General features: G+C 38.9%; 15 protein-coding genes. 5 read left to right on the top strand and 10 right to left on the bottom strand.

Annotated features, from left to right (window positions below):
- Window positions 1–2: 2 nt before the first annotated feature.
- Window positions 3–1,526 (top strand): solute symporter family protein, encoded by a 1,524-nt coding sequence (locus AC1ECF_RS13465; RefSeq protein ID WP_480389974.1) that lies wholly within the window; start codon window positions 3–5, stop codon window positions 1,524–1,526.
- 82 nt (window positions 1,527–1,608) lie between these two features.
- Here AC1ECF_RS13465 and AC1ECF_RS13460 read toward each other — a convergent pair whose 3' ends face one another.
- Window positions 1,609–2,133: a YhcN/YlaJ family sporulation lipoprotein gene (locus AC1ECF_RS13460; RefSeq protein ID WP_480389945.1), complete on the bottom strand. Its 525-nt coding sequence runs from the start codon at window positions 2,131–2,133 to the stop codon at window positions 1,609–1,611.
- A gap of 246 nt (window positions 2,134–2,379) precedes the next feature.
- On the opposite strand from AC1ECF_RS13460, the gene AC1ECF_RS13455 reads away from it, so the two are divergent.
- Window positions 2,380–3,549, top strand: a complete 1,170-nt coding sequence (locus AC1ECF_RS13455) for a M20 metallopeptidase family protein (protein ID WP_480389944.1) — start codon at window positions 2,380–2,382, stop codon at window positions 3,547–3,549.
- A gap of 113 nt (window positions 3,550–3,662) precedes the next feature.
- Here AC1ECF_RS13455 and AC1ECF_RS13450 read toward each other — a convergent pair whose 3' ends face one another.
- Window positions 3,663–3,923, bottom strand: coding sequence for a metal-sensitive transcriptional regulator (locus AC1ECF_RS13450; protein WP_480389943.1), 261 nt, complete (start codon window positions 3,921–3,923; stop codon window positions 3,663–3,665).
- Window positions 3,924–4,013: 90 nt separating this feature from the next.
- The gene (cypC, locus tag AC1ECF_RS13445) at window positions 4,014–5,270 is read right to left on the bottom strand and encodes a CYP152 family fatty-acid peroxygenase CypC (RefSeq protein WP_480389942.1); all 1,257 of its coding nucleotides are present in this window, start codon (window positions 5,268–5,270) and stop codon (window positions 4,014–4,016) included.
- A gap of 298 nt (window positions 5,271–5,568) precedes the next feature.
- Here cypC and AC1ECF_RS13440 point away from each other — a divergent pair, with 298 nt between their 5' ends.
- The gene (locus tag AC1ECF_RS13440; RefSeq protein WP_480389941.1) at window positions 5,569–6,198 is read left to right on the top strand and encodes an alpha/beta hydrolase; all 630 of its coding nucleotides are present in this window, start codon (window positions 5,569–5,571) and stop codon (window positions 6,196–6,198) included.
- A gap of 325 nt (window positions 6,199–6,523) precedes the next feature.
- On the opposite strand, the gene AC1ECF_RS13435 is transcribed toward AC1ECF_RS13440, so the two are convergent.
- The 5 genes from AC1ECF_RS13435 to AC1ECF_RS13415 form a co-directional block, all read right to left on the bottom strand.
- Window positions 6,524–7,258 carry a class I SAM-dependent methyltransferase gene (locus AC1ECF_RS13435; protein WP_480389940.1) on the bottom strand — a complete coding sequence of 245 codons (735 nt, stop codon included), beginning with the start codon at window positions 7,256–7,258 and terminating at the stop codon, window positions 6,524–6,526.
- Between the two features lie 255 nt (window positions 7,259–7,513).
- Window positions 7,514–8,218, bottom strand: coding sequence for a glucosamine-6-phosphate deaminase (gene nagB, locus AC1ECF_RS13430; protein ID WP_480389973.1), 705 nt, complete (start codon window positions 8,216–8,218; stop codon window positions 7,514–7,516).
- Window position 8,219: 1 nt separating this feature from the next.
- Window positions 8,220–9,389: an N-acetylglucosamine-6-phosphate deacetylase gene (gene nagA / locus AC1ECF_RS13425; protein WP_480389939.1), complete on the bottom strand. Its 1,170-nt coding sequence runs from the start codon at window positions 9,387–9,389 to the stop codon at window positions 8,220–8,222.
- 409 nt (window positions 9,390–9,798) lie between these two features.
- Window positions 9,799–11,514 (bottom strand): GMC family oxidoreductase, encoded by a 1,716-nt coding sequence (locus AC1ECF_RS13420; protein WP_480389938.1) that lies wholly within the window; start codon window positions 11,512–11,514, stop codon window positions 9,799–9,801.
- 18 nt (window positions 11,515–11,532) lie between these two features.
- The gene (locus AC1ECF_RS13415) at window positions 11,533–12,306 is read right to left on the bottom strand and encodes a gluconate 2-dehydrogenase subunit 3 family protein (protein ID WP_480389937.1); all 774 of its coding nucleotides are present in this window, start codon (window positions 12,304–12,306) and stop codon (window positions 11,533–11,535) included.
- 272 nt (window positions 12,307–12,578) lie between these two features.
- Between AC1ECF_RS13415 and AC1ECF_RS13410 the strand changes: the two genes are divergently transcribed.
- Window positions 12,579–13,250: a hypothetical protein gene (locus tag AC1ECF_RS13410; RefSeq protein WP_480389936.1), complete on the top strand. Its 672-nt coding sequence runs from the start codon at window positions 12,579–12,581 to the stop codon at window positions 13,248–13,250.
- Window positions 13,250–13,972 (top strand): class I SAM-dependent methyltransferase, encoded by a 723-nt coding sequence (locus AC1ECF_RS13405; RefSeq protein ID WP_480389935.1) that lies wholly within the window; start codon window positions 13,250–13,252, stop codon window positions 13,970–13,972. The genes AC1ECF_RS13410 and AC1ECF_RS13405 overlap by 1 nt, the downstream gene beginning before the upstream one ends.
- A 199-nt stretch (window positions 13,973–14,171) precedes the next feature.
- Here AC1ECF_RS13405 and AC1ECF_RS13400 read toward each other — a convergent pair whose 3' ends face one another.
- Both AC1ECF_RS13400 and AC1ECF_RS13395 read right to left on the bottom strand, forming a co-directional pair.
- A complete protein-coding gene (locus tag AC1ECF_RS13400) occupies window positions 14,172–15,809 on the bottom strand; it encodes a thiamine pyrophosphate-binding protein (RefSeq protein ID WP_480389934.1) in 1,638 nt (545 codons plus the stop codon).
- Window positions 15,810–15,829: 20 nt separating this feature from the next.
- Window positions 15,830–18,706 (bottom strand): bifunctional diguanylate cyclase/phosphodiesterase, encoded by a 2,877-nt coding sequence (locus AC1ECF_RS13395; RefSeq protein ID WP_480389933.1) that lies wholly within the window; start codon window positions 18,704–18,706, stop codon window positions 15,830–15,832.
- Between the last annotated feature and the right edge of the window lie 98 nt (window positions 18,707–18,804).

Here is an 18,804-nt window from a genome sequence, read left to right as displayed (position 1 = left end):
ATATAAGTGCGATAGGTTTAGTATTTTTTGTAGGAATTGTTCTTCTAACACTATTTGTTACGTATATAGCTTCAAAACGAACAAATTCTGCGAGTGAATTTTATACTGCCGGCGGAGGGTTAACCGGCTGGCAAAACGGAATAGCAATTGCTGGAGATTATCTTTCAGCGGCATCCTTCTTAGGGATTGCTGGTGCTATTGCACTTTTCGGATTTGATGGATTTTTCTATAGCGTCGGCTATTTAGTTGCATACTTAGTGGTGCTATACATTGTAGCCGAGCCATTAAGAAATTTAGGGAAATACACATTAGCGGATATGATTACTGCAAGGTTTAATCAGAAAAAGGTTCGTGGAGCAGCAGCGATCAGCACAATTACCATCGTATTATTTTATATGATTGCACAGCTAGTAGGGGCAGGAGCACTTATTAAACTTCTTCTTGGTATTGAATATTGGGTTGCTGTGTTAATCGTTGGTGTTATGATGACCGTCTATGTACTATGGGGTGGAATGGCGGCCACAAGCTGGGTTCAAATTATCAAGGCCGTTCTATTGATGCTAGGAACAGTAATTATTTCTTTCCTTGTGCTCCTTCACTTTAACTTTAATATTTTCTCCATGTTTACAGAGATGAAAAGTGCTACCCCACATGGCGAAGCTTATTTAAACGCTGGGGTAAAGTATACAAACGGGCTAGATACCATCTCAATGATGATTGCACTAGTTTTAGGGACAGCTGGTTTACCTCACATTCTGATGCGCTTCTTTACAGTAAAGGATGCTAAAACGGCTCGCAGCTCTGTTATTTATGCTACTTGGATTGTTGGTATATTCTATGTATTAACTATCTTCCTTGGCTTTGGTGCAGCTGCCTTAGTAAAATCAGAGGTAATTATTGCAGCGAACCCTGCTGGTAATATGGCTGCTCCTTTGTTAGCCCAAGCTCTAGGTGGAGACGCCTTAATGTCCTTTGTAGCAGCGGTTGCATTTGCAACTATCCTTGCTGTTGTGGCAGGGCTAGTATTATCAGGTGCTTCTGCTTTCGCTCATGATATTTATGGGCAAATTATTAAAAAAGGGAAAATAACAGAAAAAGAGCAAATGAAAGCCGCACGCTTTGCAGCAGTTGGAGTTTCCTTAATCTCGATTGTTTTAGCACTCGGCGCACAGACAATGAACGTAGCATTTTTAGTATCTATTGCTTTCTGTATTGCAGCTAGCGCGAACCTTCCAGTTATTATCTATACAATCTACTGGAAGAAATTCAATACTACTGGTGCTATGACTGCCATTCTATCGGGTCTAATTTCTGCGATTGTACTCGTTGCCCTGAGTCCTAATATTTGGGGAACAGATGGAACACACCTATTAAACGGCGAAGCTTTATTCCCATTAACAAACCCTGCCGTATTCTCTGTTCCTATTGGATTCATAGGAGGTATAGTTGGAACTTTAATTGGTTCACGTGCAGATGCTAAAAAGTATGCAGAGGTGGATGTTAAAGCGAATATAGGCCTTAAGTAAAATGACAGGTAATAAAATAAAAAAGCATGGAAATTTACTGATTGGTAATTTCCATGCTTTTATATATTCTCCGCACATTTATTTAATTTGCGTCTGGGAATACATCCTTTAAGGTAGTCTTAAATTCGTCATAGAACCCTTCGATAGGCTCCCCTGCTTTAATTTTCTCTCCATAACCTTTTATTCGCTCAAAGAAATCTGGATCAAGAGATACGTATACATTATTAAAATCTTTTCCAGCCTCTCTAGCTTTGTCACCAATTTTTTGCTCGAGGTCCTTGCCGCCTTCATTTCCGTTTTTCGTTTTCACAGCCACGTATGCGTTATTTTCCGTCACTAGCACGTGTGCTGTTTCTACTTCTTCTAGTTCAGCAATTTTAGCTGCAGCTTCGTCTGCAACATCTACCTTTTGATTGTCGTTTGAAGATACAGTATTATTTCCAGTACCTTCTGTACCCCCATTGTTAGTATTTGTTTCTGCATTGTCGTTTGTGGAAGTACCATTACTATTATTGTTATTGTCATTTGCATTATCATCATTATTTCCACATGCAACTAAAAAGCCCACCAACAATAGCAGAGATAATAATTTAGTTATTTTTGACATATTAATTCCTCCTTCTATGTTTATGTGAATAGGATGTGTAGGAGATTTGGAAATATGCATAAGAATATAGTTAGAAACGATAAATTATAGACGGAATTTTCTGTTATAATGTAACTATAACTTAAGATCGATGTACGATTAAGAAAATTTCTCCCTGAATAGCAACTTGTTTTAAGAGTCGAATGAAAGATAACTTCTACTTTTACTGCATACATAATTTTGAGGATGTTAATAAGGAGGTATTTTATGAGTAGCACATTATTTAAACTGTTAGAGGAATCATACGGAGAAATGGTTGATATTAGAAGATATTTACATATGCACCCGGAGGTTTCTTTTAAGGAATATAATACTTCCCGGTATATTCAAGCATACTATGAGAAATTAGGGATCTCTTATAAGGGGCATGTTGGAGGGAATGGTGTAGTTGCTAAAATTAAAGGTGCTAAACCAGGTAAAACGGTAGCATTACGTGCAGACTTTGATGCATTACCTATTCAAGACGAGAAGGAAGTTCCGTATAAATCTACCGTACCAGGTGTGATGCATGCTTGTGGTCATGATGGTCATACTGCAGCCTTGCTGACCTTAGCAAAAGCAATTAATGAAATTCGAGAAGAACTAGCAGGAGAGTATGTATTTATACACCAGCATGCAGAGGAGTATGCTCCCGGAGGTGCTAAGCCGATGATTGAGGCTGGTTGTTTAGAAGGTGTCGAAGTTATTTTCGGCACACACTTATGGTCCCAAACACCTCTCGGTACAATCACTTATAGGAAGGGACCGATTATGGCTTCAGCCGATCGTTTTATCCTAACTATTCAAGGAAAAGGTGGTCACGGGGCAACACCACACGATACAAAAGATGCTATAGCCATTGCTTCCCAATTAGTTGTAAACTTACAGCAAATCGTATCGAGACGTGTTAATCCAACAGAGGCCGCAGTTCTTTCTGTGGGATCTTTTGTGGCTGAAAACGCATTTAATATAATAGCAGATACTGCAAAGCTAAGTGGCACGATCCGTACATTTACTCCTGAGATGCGAGATTTAATGGAGAGAGAGCTAAAGAGAGTGGTAGAAGGCACCTGTATTGCAGCAGATTGTACTTATTCTCTTACTTACGAGCGAGGTTATCCACCAGTCATCAACCATGAAAAAGAAACACACTATCTCACAAGGATAGCAACCTCGATTCCGGACATACAGCATGTAAAGGAATCAGAGCTACTAATGATTGGAGAAGACTTTGCTTACTATTTAGAAAAGGTTCCCGGTACTTTCTTTTTTACAGGAGCAAGACCAGCTGGAGAAGCTTATCCACACCATAGCCCTCGGTTTGATTTCGATGAAAAGGCAATGCTAATTGCTGCCAAAACGTTAGGGAAGGCTGCGCTGGACTACCAGCTGATATAGCTAGTCAAAATCGACGGCAGACTTAAACCGTCGATTTTTTTAGAAATTCACATCTAGATTTTTACTATTATCGCTACACCCAATGCTACAAATAAAGGAAGGGAGTTGGAGGCTTATCTACTTCTAACCAATAGATTTACTGCCTCCTGAATAGCAGCGTCCATCCTTTCTCCTTTTCCTTCTGCCTGTCGTACACATTCTACCAAGTTTTCGCTTACAATAACGCCAATTGTTCGGCCCACGGCTGATCTCACGGCGCTAAGTTGTGTAATTACTTCCTTACAATCTTTCCCTTCCTCCATCATACGTAAAACACCACGTAATTGACCTTCCATACGTCTAACACGGTTGAGTGTTTTCGCATCAAACTCCATTCCTCTCGCCTCCCTCTTGGCAGTATATCGATAATAGCTCTATTCACCCTATCTAAGAAATACAGCTGATGCAGATATCAGCTGTGTTTTTTACTTCCTTCTTACATTCCTTAATCTAATTTTACTTTTTGGAATGCTAGGAATCTCGACAAAGCTAAAGCTTAAATCTTGTTGCGGAACATCAAAATCTATTCGGTTAACGAAGAAGTCTAAGCTTATTTTCATGATTTCAATTGTCACCCATTCTCCAGCACACCTATGCCCCAAGTCAAACTCTCCCCCTCCTTGAGGGATAAAGCTAAAAGTAGAGTCTTGCCATTCTAAAAACCTCTCTGGTCTGAACAACTCAGGGTTTTCCCAAAGGTTCGGGTCATGGTTTGTTCCATATAAATCAAGAAGCGTAAGTGTTCCTTCCTCAAATTGATATCCTTTCCAAGTAAAGTCCTTTTTCACCTTTGCTACCGCTGTTGGAAAGAAAGGATAAAACCTTCGAACCTCTTGAATAAACGTCTTTTTATATTTTTCTTCCTTCAAATCTAGCTTTTCTCTCTCTTGAGGATACTGAATAACAGCAAGTGCAGTAAAACTTAGATACACAGAGATTGCAATAATAGGACGTAGCACATTTATTACTTCCACTGCCACTATTTTGGCATCTAATAGCTCACCACGCAGGTCCTTATGGAATGAAAAAATTTGTAATGCTGAACCCTTAGGGGGATTCAATTGACCTAACCGAACCTCTTTTACTAACCTTTCAATCCATTCCTCTGCTTCTCTCCTTGCCCTTCTACCCGCCCAATGTTCCGGACCCATTGCTGCGGGAGATTCAAAAAGCTTTCCTAGCAGTACACTCTTTTGTTTTTCTTCTCCCTCCACTAAAGGAACACCTGCCCATTCGCAGGCAATTTTACAAAGAAGCTTTTTTGCTTCCTCATATACAATTATTTCTTCTTGTTTTTCCCATTCTAGTATTTCAGCTTGCCAGCATTTTTGAGTTATATCTTTTAATCTTTCCATACATTCTGGAGCCATCGCTGCTAGAAGCATTGCTTTACGATTACGATGCTCTGGGCCATCTAAAGTTTGAACAGCTCCTTCTCCAAATAGTGTCTTCTTTACTCGGTTGGGAGCCGCACCGTTTCGAATAAACTTTTCATTATCATAAAAAAGCTCTGCTGCTTCCTTGCCTCCCAAACAAATTGCTTTCTTTCCTAGCAGGCGCGTTTCGAATATATCGGAAGCAAAGGCCTTCCTTCTATTTGGTACAAACAAATACCCTTCCCTTAAAAGCGTCAGACTATGGTCTATTCCTTCTTCTTTTGGTATTTCCCTTGGATCCTTCATGATAGCTCACTCCCTTATATATCTATTCTTACTAATTGCTTCCCTTTTTATGCTTAATAAAACTATTGCAAGGTGCAACTAACAGAAAAACAATAAAGTGAAACTTTGATTGGTGGGGGTTTTCCTTCATCCCCCACCAATCATTAGTTGAACCAATCGGGTTTTTAGGGACAGTTGATCTCCCACTTAGCTGTCTCATTTCTTTTGCCATCTTGAAGTGGGAGTCTAACTGTCCCTTAATGCGGGATAAAGAGTATGGTAAAATAGGTAATACTATTGCAAGAGAGGAAGGTTTTAGATGAAATCACCTTTTACATATAAACATTTGGAACCAAAGGAATTAGTAGATAATATGCCAGCCATCTTTTTATTACATGGTATGGGAAGCAACGAGGAAGACTTACCACAGCTTGTCCAAGAATTTAAAGATACCCACCATCTCTTTAGCCTAAGAGGACCAATTGTACATAATCCTGGTTATGCTTTTTTTACAATTGAAGAGGAAGGAAAACCTGAACGTCACGTCTTTGACCAAATAATCGTACATATTCAAGCGTTTATAAGAGAGGCAATCAATGAATATAAACTGGATCCATCCAAAATTGTTATCCTAGGCTTTAGTCAAGGTGCAGTACTGGCCCAAACTTTAGGTATTACAATGGGTAAAGAAATTCAAGCGGTGGTAGCGTTAAGCGGATACTTACCGGACTTTGTCAGGGATGAATACAGAAAATCTACAATTGATCATTTAAAAATCTTTATCTCTCATGGAGAGTATGATTATATAATCCCGACTATACGTGGAGTCGAGAGCATGGAATATTTTGAAGATGCCGGAGCAGAAGTAACCTTTAAAACTTATGGTGAAGGTCACGGGGTTGTTCCTGAAAATCATAGGGATTTAGTAGAATTTTTAAAGCATATATAAAACATCTAAAAACCGGCTCTTAGGGCCGGTTTTTTTATTGTTAGTTGGAAGGTGAAAACGATGAAAGATAGCAAAGATACACTGGAAATCTAGCGGCCACTTGTCATGCCATTCCACCATTCTAAATGAGAGTAAATCTACACTGAATGAGAGTATCTACCTCTCGAACGAGAGTAAAGGACCTGAACGAGAGTATTTCTGCTCTATCCGAGAGTAACTCCTTCATGAGCGAGATTAACCTCTAGTTGAACGAGAGTAAACTACCCCCAAACGAGAGTTAGGCTGCACAGAAAATTTAACGGACACTTTAATCAACAGCCCATAGCTATTTCACACAAGAAAAGGCCAATACTAACGGAATTCTTTGTCTCCGCTGATATTCTTCTTCCTCCAGAAAATTTTCCCTTTCCGGTTTTCCTTCCCGCATATCCACAATGTTAAAGCCTGCATTCCGGAGCGCCTGAAAATACGTTTCCAATGTCCGATGATATTTTACGACTGACTGATTAATCCAAGGTTCCTTCCTTTCACCCTCATGAAAATAATCATCCACAATCCAATCCTCCCGTTTCTCTCCAGCTTGCTTGCTTTTAAAGGATGAGGTGGTCAGTGGGTGCTGGACACTAAAAACAAACCGTCCATCCCGCTTCAATGTCTTATAAATTTGTTCAAAAAGCTTCTGAATATCCTCTACGTAATGGATAGCAAAACGAGAGGTTACAAGGTCGAAGCTCTCTTCTGGATATTCAAATGTCTCCATCGTTCCCGCTACAATCTCTCCATTTAACCCTTTTACATTTTCTAATGCAGCAGCTCTCATTTGGAAAGATCCCTCAAGACCCGTATAAGATAGGATTCCCTTCTCTAAAAGGAGTTCCCTACCAAAGGATGCATCTCCACATCCTAGATCTAGAACAGTGTATCCTTCGGAACTTCCTATTAGCTCGAATATAATAGGACCTTCAATTGCAATATTTGGACTTTGTTTTCTATTTCTTCTCTCCATATAGCTAGCAAAAAACGCCTCTTGGTCATAAACACTAGATCCCTTATAATCCATCTTGATCCCCCTTTTCTTTCTGGATAATTTTACATGAATAATTACCCAATAGATATACTGTCACCAAAAATGTACAAGTGACTATCTCTGCCCCGACAAGCAATCGGGGAACGGCCAGGAAGAACTTGGTACCCATTTGACCTTGGGGGCAAGGCTTAATCTTTTTACGATGCTTCAAGCTAAATGCTATATTTCGTAAACTGTAAGATGTGGATATAGGATTAACTCTGTCATACATCCTTCTCCTCCCCAAATCTATCTTCCACAAATAATTTCTACATTCGGATGCTCCTTTAGACGACTAGCTGGAATACTCTCTGTTACCGGTCCTTCTCGAAATTGTTGCATGGTATTCATTTTATTTTCTCCAAATGCTAGCAACACTATTTTCTTTGCCCCCATGATTGTCTTGATTCCCATTGTAATCGCTTGTTCAGGTACCTCCTGCCCCTCAGGAAAGTACTTGGCATTTTCTAATCTTGTTTGCTCTGCCAGTGTCACTACATGTGTAGTTGACGAAAAAGGTGTTCCAGGCTCATTAAATCCTATATGTCCATTGACCCCTATTCCTAATAGTTGCAAATCAATTCCTTCACATGCTGCGATAGATGCCTCATATCTCTTACACTCTGCATCTAAATCTTCTGCCAAGCCATTTGGAAGATGAATATTCTCACTTGGAGTATCAATGTGCCGGAATAAATGCTCTTGCATATAAGTATGATAGCTTGTTACATCTTGCGGAGAAATTCCAACATACTCATCTAAATTAAAGGTTTTCACCTTCGAAAAAGAAAGTCCTTGCTGATATAGCTTTATAAGCTCTTGATAAAAACCGATAGGAGTACCACCAGTTGCAAGGCCTAGCACACTATCGGGTTTTTCCTCTATCTGTTTCTTAAAAATCAATGCAGCCTGCTTACTCATTTCATCGTAGTTATTAACGTGTATCCATTTCATATTATTTTGCTTCATTGGAATAGCTCAGTCCACCTTTACAAAAAGTGTAGCAAACCTTAAAGACATCATTGACCAGAACAATATCTGCATCCTTTCCAACGGTAATACTACCTTTTCTATCATACACTCCTAATCGTTTTGCAGCGTTTTTAGATGAAATCCTTATTATCTCCTCCATCGACCAAGCGGATATTCGCTGCATCCTCGCTACTCCCTCATTCATCCTAAGAACACTACCCGCTAATGTTCCGTCCTCTAAAACAGCTTTTTGTTCATACACCTGCACTTGTTGATTTGCTAGTGTATAGCTTCCATCAGACAGTCCTTTTGCTCTCATAGAATCTGTGATAAGAACCATCCTTTCAGATCCAATTATTTTAACTAGCAGCCGAAGCATATCCTCGGACAGGTGGACCCCATCGGCGATTACCTCACAATATAGCTCATCTAATAATAATCCTGCGCCAACCATCCCGACCTCTCGATGATGGAGACCTGTCATCGCATTAGCATAATGCGTAAGATGAGATAGACCAACTTCCATTGCATCACTGATTTCTTGAAAGCTAGCCTTAGAATGACCTGCAGAGCTAATAATACCCTTTTCAGAGAGCATTCTGATTAGGTCAAACTGCTTATCTAACTCTGGAGCAAGTGTTACAATCTTTAAGTTCTCTAGCTTATCACCAAACCATTCCTTCAAAAGCTCACTTGAAGGAGCCTGAATAAATTGTTTTGGCTGTGCTCCTGCTTGCTCCGAATGAATAAAGGGACCTTCCAGATGAAATCCGAGCATTTCTGCCCCAAAGGGGTGTTGTTTTTCAAGCATTTGCCGATTAGCCGCTATTGCGTTCTTTATCGCTTCAGAAGATTGTGTCAAGGTTGTAGCCAAGTAGGAGGTTGTTCCCTCAGAAGGCAAATAAGTAGCTATTTTACATGCAGCTTCTACTGTACCATCCATGAAATCCGCACCCACCGCTCCATGAATATGAATATCAATAAAACCTGGAATCGCTATTAGTCCTGTTGCATCTATTGTCTCTTCAGCAGCAACCAATATACGGCGCTCCGAAATCTCATGAATTTTTCCATCCTTTATCAGAATTTCTCCATCTACCATTCGACCATCCTCTAAACAAATCCGGACATTTTGGATAAGTGTATTTCTCATTGGATAGTTTCTCCTCACTTTTCTTTCTTGTGTAGGTCTGTTTTTGTATATCTCCATAGCTTCCCTTGTTTCGTCTAAGTAAGTGATTGTCGTATAAAATTGCCTAGAAGCTATTGTCATGAACAATATATCGGTTTCCACCAAAATCTATCCTTAAAGCCTATAAAGCAACTTCTCCGTTCCTGTCTACTAACCATATGAATTAATGATGAAATAGTTGAAATATTATTTACAACCCAGTTTCAAATATTTTAATATTATACGAAATTGTTATGTGTGCTGTCGAAAAGAAATACAAAAAAGACATCTCCTTTGCCAGGGAGATGTCTACGTTAACTAATTGTTTGTTGTTGACTATATTTGCTTTAATAACTAAGAATTCGTTGACTAATTCTATACTTATTAAAAATTAAACTAAACTTCCACCGTTTTTCAAGTATTTTTCAATACCTTCAGCAGCACGGTAAGCTAAAGCTCCAACTGTGTTTGTTGGGTTGTAACCAGAGTTATGTGTAAATGCGCTTGCACCTGGAACGAATACATTTTCAAAATCCCACATTTGTAGATAGCTGTTCAATGCACTAGTTTCTGGGTCAGCACCCATAATAACTCCACCTGTATTGTGCGTAGATTGGTAGTTACGGATATCGTAGTCAGCAATATTTGCTCCCCCCATACTAACCTCTTTTGCACCCATTTGTTTCATAATTTCTGCAGATTTCTCACCCATGAATTTCATTAGGTTACGGTCTTGATCTTTCCAGTTGAATGTCATTCGAAGTAATGGATCTCCAAATGCATCTTTATAAGTAGGATCTAAGTCAATATAGTTGTCTTGCCATGGAAGAGATGCACCTTGCGCTTTAATAAGTAATGCACGGTTTGCATTGTTTACAGATGCATCTTTAAATTCTTTACCCCAGCTTGGTGTGCCATCAGGAACATTATTGTTTGCAATCGGACGATCACCTAATTGCGTAATATGGATAGTTGCCCCATGCAAGAAGTCTAAGTTAGAGTGATCGAAGAAGTCACCATTGAAGTCATCAATTTGTGCACCAAGAGCTCCTGCTCCACCATAAATATTGTACTCTTTATCAAAGAATCCTACTGCTCTTCCTAGGTAAGTTTGATAAGCGTAGTTTCTTCCGATTACACCTGTACCCGTTGTCGGATCATAAGGGCGGCCCATCTTAGAATTTAAAAGAATTTTAATGTTGTTTAGTTGGTACGCTGAAACAACCACCACTTCTGCCTCTTGAATAAATTCTTCACCTGTACGAGTATCTACATAAAGAACTCCCGTTGCTTTTCCATCCGTGTGTAATACACGACGAACAACACTGTGAGGACGCACTTCGAAGTTACCAGTTTCTTGAGCAACCGGTAATACAGTTACGATTGGAGACGCTTTTGCTCCATATTCACAGCCGAAGCGCTCACAGAACCCACAATATTGACAAGCAGCACGAGCTACTCCATCAGGATTTGTGTAAGCCTGAGATAAGTTATTAGACGGCATATGGTAAGGATGATAGCCTAGTTCATTTGATGCTTTTTTAAATAAAGCAGTAACAGGCGTTTCAATCATTGGTGGATTTGGGTACTTAATTTGAGGAGACCCTGGTAATGGGTTTGGCTCTCCGGAAATACCTGTCATTAAATCGAATTGATCGAAATATGGTTCAAGCTCTTTATAGGTAATCCCCCAGTCCTGAAGCATCATGCCTTTAGGAATTTTACCTTTACCATAACGTTTAACTGTTTCGGAATAAATCTCAAAGTCGTACGGTAAGAAACGGAATGTTTGGCCATTCCAGTGCTCACCTGAACCACCAGTTCCTTCACCAATTAAGAAGCTTCCCCACTCTCGATAAGGAAGTGCACGTTGTCTTGTATTATGTCTAAATGTTAGTGTTTCTTTCGATAAGTCTTGCATCATTTCTTTACGCTCCGCATAACGAAGCTCATCATGCGCCATCATATAATCAGCAGTTGTACGTTCTTTCCCACGTTCAATCCCTACAACCTTATATCCTTTTTTAGTAAGCTCTGCTGCGATAATACCGCCTGTCCAACCAACACCTACTAAAACTATATCTGTTTTTGGTAATTTTGTTGCCACAGTCTCTCACCTTTTCTCTTAATGTTGATGCTGTGAATTTAAGCTTTGTGGAGCAATCTTCACGAATTCATCTTTTTCCAATGTGCCTATATAGTTACCTTGGTGACCTGGGAAGTTTTTCATTTTCCAACCAGCCATATCTTTGTTTCCACCATACATCGGGTCAGCGTATGCTCCCTCAATCGTCATTTTTCTAAGTAAGCTAAAGAAGTAAGAAGAACTTACCGCCCCCTGAATTTTTACTTTGTTTGCTTCAAAATCCTTCAGTATTTCGATTTGCTCCTCTTCGGATAAAGCAGCAAAGCTTTTTTTAGCTTTTGATCTAGCAATTGCTTCTTTATTTAACGCAATAATCCCTAGATTAAAGATTTGCTGACGGTTCAAATGTGTTTGGTAACCTTGTTCCGGAACAGCTTCCCCTGGATAAAATGGTCCAGTCATATATTCTTTTGAGTTCAAACCAAACGGGCCAGCAAGCTGGTGATCAATGTAGTAAGTTACAAGCAATTCTTTCGCCCCGGGCCCTATATCTGTTTTCGGGAAGATTTGTTCAGCTGCAGCTTCCACTGTATCAAATTGTGTTTTATCAAAGAACATAAGAGCTTGGTTGTAATTAACGGATGCTGTTACTGGGCTATGTTTTTCTGTAGCTGTAGAACTGTCTTTTCCTAGAAGACTTCCTAGAGCTCCCCCTAATACAACTCCACCAACTGTCAAACCAGAGTTTTTGATAAATGTACGTCTTGAAGAACGTTTATCTAAAATAGGAACTTTCGTATCCTTTTCTGACATATAGAGAACCTCCTCAAAAAAATGAATTGTCTAACTATTTACCTAAGTAAATAAAGAACCAAAAAAAGCGGTCTATTTACCCATTTAAGATTCTAATACTTTATAATGAGTTTTAGAAAATATTGGCACTAAAGAACTTTTCTATAATACTCCTATTTTGCTAAAATGTACACATTATTTTTTACATTTTTTATAATTTATTTCTATAAAATACCTTATCCCTAGGATATAATTGTGAATTATACCCTTTTAATTATAAGGAGGATGGATGGATGGTTAATGTCGGAATTCTAGAAGAACTAAAAAGATCATATTCTGAGCAAGGAGTTACTCTAACAGAAGCAGAACTAGAGGATAAAACGAAATTACAATTGATGGATGAATACTTTTCGCTGAATATTAAAATCTCTGCTGAAACAGTATTTGATTTTGTCCAAAAGGTCTTTGCAATTGATTTACAAAAGGCGGCTGTTTTAAACAGCGAACTACTAGAATCTTTGAAAAATCCGTCCCCAAAAGAAGCTTTAAACTATCTACTTAGAACTCAAGACAAGGATATTTCAGGCGAGGAAGTTCGCTACATGGTAAATAATATTTTTGGAGTTAACTTAAATGGAATTGTTTCATTAGAAGGTAAAAGAATCTCCCTCTACTCGAAGGACCAGTGGATCGTGCAGGGAGAAAATGATTTATTTATCGTTTCTACCGGTAAAAACGATCTAGATGTAAAGGTAGCAATCAGTGACTATTTTAAAGAAACAACTGGTTTAAAGGATATTCCTCTCCTATTAAAGGAATCGTTAGAGGAGCTAGGTTATACATGTCAAGACGGCTCGTATTGCTATTATGCTACCCCTGATCAGAAACCAGTACCCGATGCTTTTAAAGGTCGTACATTAGGACTTTTAATGAAAATTATTGAAGAGAATTACTTAAATTTATAATGAAGGACAAAATAATAGAAGTATTCAATCAGCTATCCACCGTTTATGCAACTACAGTCGATACAAAAAGTTTCTTTAATGCGGAATACGAAAGGCCAGCAATGCTTTCAGAGCTAGCACAAGATTTACAAGGGAATGATGTCCTTGACGCAGGCTGTGCTGCTGGATGGTACGCTGATATCCTTCTGCAAAGAGGGGCAAATGTAACTGCGGTAGATGTAAGTGAAGATATGGTTGTAGCTACTAAGCAACGTCTAGGAGACAAGGCAAAGATTTTCTGTTTGGATATAGAGGAAGAACTGCCTTTTCAAGATAGCTCCTTCGATATCATTTTAAGCTCTTTAACCCTTCATTATCTTAAAGATTGGAATTTGACGTTTCAAGAGTTCAAGAGAGTATTAAAGCCAGACGGATACTTACTATACTCAGTACACCATCCTTTTTCTGATACAACTCTCTTAAGCAAAGAAGCGAATTACTATTCTACAGAGCTACTTTTAGATACATGGGACAAAGAAGGAAAAAAATATGAAGTCCCCTTTTACCATAGACCACTTCAATCAATTATAAATGTTACAAGCAAGTATTTCACAATTAAAAAACTTGTGGAGCCATTACCAACACAGGAATTTAAAGCACTATACCCTGAGAGATTTAAACATCTACTAAATAACCCCCAATTTCTTATTGTTAAATCTATAAATAATAAAGTGAAACTTTGATTGGTGGGGGTTTTCTTTCATCCCCCACCAATCATTAGTTGAACCAATCGGGCTTTTAGGGACAGTGGATCTCCCACTTAGCTGTCTCCTTTCTTTTGCCATCTTGAAGTGGGAGTCTAACTGTCCCTTAATGCGGGATAAATAATCTTACCAAGAATAACGAAGCTTTTAAAAAAAGTCGCCCCTAAGGACGACTTTTTTATTTTCCGAATGAAGATAAGAATTTCACTCTGTCTCCCATTGGTGGAATGTTATTATCTACCAAAGAGATTTCCAGTACAGCTGGTCCGTCTAGATACATCAGCTTGGAGATTGCTTCTTCCGTTAAATCATCCAGGCTTTCTACTCGGTAGCTCGGAATGTTCATCGCAGCGGCCATCGCTGCAATATTAATAGGCTCCTGTTCAAAGGTAGCGTGCACTCGTTTGTATTGTAGAGAATGTCCATGGTACACCATACCTAAGCGTGCGTTATTCATAACGACAAAAAGGATTGGGAGCTTGTACTCTTTTGCTGTCAATATTTCCATTCCATGCATAAAGAAACAGCCATCACCCGTAATTGCTACGGTAGGTCGCGCCGGTTCAGCAAGCTTGGAGCCAATAGCCGTTGATAATCCACTTCCCATCGCACCAAAATGAACATTGATATCAAAAGTAGCATAGTCTAGTACCTTCATGTTATGAATAACATAAGCCATGAACTCCCCAATATCAATTGTATATCTTGTAGATTTAGGAAGGTAGGACTGAAGCTGGAGTAACACATTTTTCGTATTGTAATCCCTGGTGATCAGTTCATCTATAGATGGCGCTGTTCTTTCCATGCTATTCTTCGAATATCCTAATGCTTCCAGCTCTTCTATTAACATAGAAAGACCTTCACCAATATCTCCTAAAACCGGCAGATCGATTGAATATTTTCTATTGAATACCGTTTCATCGAAATCCATTTGAACAGTAAAACGATTCTTTGTAAGATTGTCATTATAGTTATTGGTAGCTGTTTCTCCTAAGCTTGACCCGACCACCACTAATGCCTTACCATCTCCGGCATTAATGAGACTAGTAGCCTCTTCTGTTCCAGCAAATCCAAATACCCCTTTTACTAACGGATGATCTTCATTAAAGTATCCTTTTGCAACAGGAGTCGTCACAATTGGCCAATTAAGCATTTCTGCTACTGTTAGTAAAGATTCGACCGAATTTCTTACACCTTGTCCAGCAAATAGATAGCCACTCTTTCTTTCATGTAGCTCCTTAGCTACTTGACGAATCATTGCTCTTTCAGGCATAATTTCATGTTTTTCAAGTTTAACAGGAATTTCATCCCCACCCCATGGTCCTTGCTGAACATCAATTGGCATTCCAATGTGGACTGGGCCCGGGACTCCTGAAACCGCAATTTTGGTCGCCTTTACAATTTCCTTTAATAAATCCTTGGAGTCTCTAACTGTCACGCTATATTTTGTAACAGAATGAAAAATTGGATCAGCATCTAATTCCTGCGAAGCATTTAATCCTTCCGTACTCACTGGGACAGCTCCTGTTAAAAATAGGACTGGTAAGTGCTCACGCATTGCATTAGCTGCACCTGTTACAAGGTTTGTGCCTCCAGGTCCACTACTTCCAATACAAACACTTAATCTATTCCCATATTTTGCGTAAGCGGCTGCCATATAGGAAGCTGCTCCTTCATGCTTTGTAACGATTGGTGTAATCTCCGACATATCGTATAGTTCATTAAAGAAGGCATTTACGGACCCTGCTGGAATGCCAAATACATGCTCTACTCCGATGTTTTTCAAATACTCTAATACAGATCGAACTGCTTTCATAATAAAAACCCCCTAGTTTTTTAAAGCAGATACTTCTCTCTAATCTGATCAGCTGGTAATGGCTTACTAAAATAGTAACCTTGCATCATATAACAATCTTTTGATAAAAGAAATTCTAATTGCTCTTTTGTTTCAACGCCCTCTGCAATGACATTCAACTTCAAATTCTGAGCAAGTGTAATAATAGTATTTGTAATGGCAGAGTTACTATCGTCTTCCGTACGAAGATCTTGCACAAATGACTTATCAATTTTTAGCGCATCTATCGGAAAGTTCTTAAGATAACCTAAGGAAGAATAGCCTGTTCCGAAATCGTCGATGGCAATCTTCACTCCCAGATCCTTTAAATGTTCCATTTTTTCTATCGTTACATCTGTATTTTTGATGATTTGATTTTCTGTTAGCTCTAAATGTAAGAATTCAGGAGCAAGATCGACCTCCTCTAGCACCTTTTTCACCATGTTTACCAAGCCTTTTTCTTCGAATTGACGGCTGGACAGGTTAACAGACACACTTAGCTTTTTATGCCCTGCATTATGCCACTCTTTTACTTGCTTACATGCATTCAGCAACACCCATTCTCCAATAGGGACAATTAACCCGGTATCCTCTGCAAGCGGTATAAAATCTGCAGGTGAAATGATTCCATCTGTCGAATGGTTCCAACGTAGCAAGGCTTCTGCCCCAAACATAACTTTTCTATTATAATCCATTTGCGGCTGGTAATAAATCTCTAACTCGTTATTATCTAGTGCTTTATATAGTGCGTTTTCCAGTTTGATACTATCTAGCGTTCGATCCACCATTTCACTTTGGAAGAAATGATGAGATGTCCCGGATTTCTCTTTCGCTTTATACATAGCAGCATCCGCATTTTTTATAAGCTCTTCCCCGGTTTCTCCATCCTTCGGAAACATGCTGATTCCAATGCTTGTCTTCACGAATACATCCGTTCCCATTAAGGAAAAAGGCTGCGAGAAAATATCGGATATTTCCTCTACTACATGTGACACGTCATTCGCACTAGTTACTTCAGGAAGGATGATTGTAAATTCATCGCCTCCTTGTCTGGAAACAATAGAATATTTTGGAATGACAACTTGGAGTCTTTTAGATACATCTCTCAAAAGCAGGTCTCCATAGCTATGCCCCATACTATCATTTATTAGCTTAAATCTATCTAAATCCAGGTAGAGGACTGCCACCTGCTTATCCTCTTTTTTTGCTTTCGCAATTTCTTTATTTAATCTTTCCTGAAGCATGATTCGGTTTGGTAAATCAGTCAAGCTATCAAAATACGCAAGGTATTTAATCTCTTCTTCCAATTTCTTTCTTTCCGTTATATCTTTGAAGGTCACTACCTTTCCTAGGGTAGTTTCTCCTTCTTTTATTAAAGAGACTACATACTCTACAGGAAAGTACGTATCATCCTTTCGACAAAATTCGCTGTGATTTTCCATGTTTAAATCTAGGTGCTGGGGAGTACAGAATATTTCATTGTAATCTTTCCCAAAGAGTTCATTTTTCTCATAGCCAAGCATAGACTCTGCTGCTGGATTACAAAAAGTAATTTTCCCTTCCAGATTTAATCCAAAGATTCCTTCCCCAGCCGAATTTAGAATCAGCTCTTTTTCCCTACTAAGATGTTGCAGCTCTGAAATCACCTTTTCTAATTCCTTGTTTTTCTCTAGCACCTCAGAGGTTCTTTCTTCAATAATTATTTCTTGTTTTTCCATATACAACAGGTTCGAAAAAGATGAAGCAGTTGCGTCTACAATGGACTGAGCTAAGAGTACATCAGACTCTGAATAACTCATCGTATTATCCTCTAGGTTAACTACAGCAAGTGCTCCTAGCACCTCGCCCATTGACACTAATGGGAGCATAAACATCCCTTTAATGCCAAACGTTTTACACGCCTCGTGATTCGGCCGATCATCTGTAAACACATTCGGAATAAGTAAAGGCTTTTTCGATCGGATAACTTCCTGGAACACTAAGTCATTTTGATCAATATTGTGCGAATGATGTGTCCGTATCCAATCTTCCTCTGTCCAATCACTTTTTGCACTTAGACTTGCGGGCTTAATTTTTTTCTCAGCAATAGGATCTAATAAATGAACACCGACATTATCATTTCCCAACACCTTAGCTACGTAGAAAAAGCAACGATCTAATATCCCTTGCATCGAGGAGCACATAGAAAGCTCTCTAGTTAGATCCAAAAGCAACTGCTTTTCAGCTAAGAGAGCCTCTTTTTTCTTTAAATTCGTAGCGTTTTGAATAGCAACCCCTGCCATGTTGACATACGCCTCAACAGTTTGAATCTCTTCTTCTGTTAAATCCATTGGAATTCCATAGTCAAATAGAAAAGCAAGCCCAAATAATTCTCCTTCAAAAGAAATAGGAAGTGCTAACAACGATTTAATTTTAAAACCTTCAACAGCCCGAGGATCCGGTCTAGAATCCTTTGATGTATCAGGAATATAGATTGTTTTTTGCGTTTCAATAACCTCTTTCGCAAGCAAATCATATTCCGTCTCAATTAGGTGCATATCCAATGTCATTCCATTGATAAGCTCCGGCTTCCCTACGAACCCACGAAACCCATCCTCCTGTGGCAAGTAGATTCCTACAGAATCACATTGTACGATTTCTTCTGAAATTGCTTTTACAACTTGCTCTAGCACTTCCCTCAAATCTAACTTCGTATTAATCAACTTTGTAATATGTGCAAGACGAGAGTATCTCGTTTGTTCTTTCACTTTAGGTACCTCCAATATTCGTGCATTTTCGTTATAGTTCGACTTATTAGTATTTTCTATAATCATACCATTTTTCTTTCCGTTTTTACCCATCATTTTAATAAAAACACCACTATTATGAACAATAACCATTTATAAGTCCTTCTTTTTTCTGATAGTGAACTAGTGATTACTAATGAAAGATACAGGTGCTGCAACGAAGATAGGAAGAAACCACTTTGCAAACTTAT

This window comes from Psychrobacillus sp. Z3-81, assembly GCF_056620325.1.
Note: the sequence above shows the minus strand (reverse complement) of the source record. Positions and strands in the feature narration are given on the sequence as shown.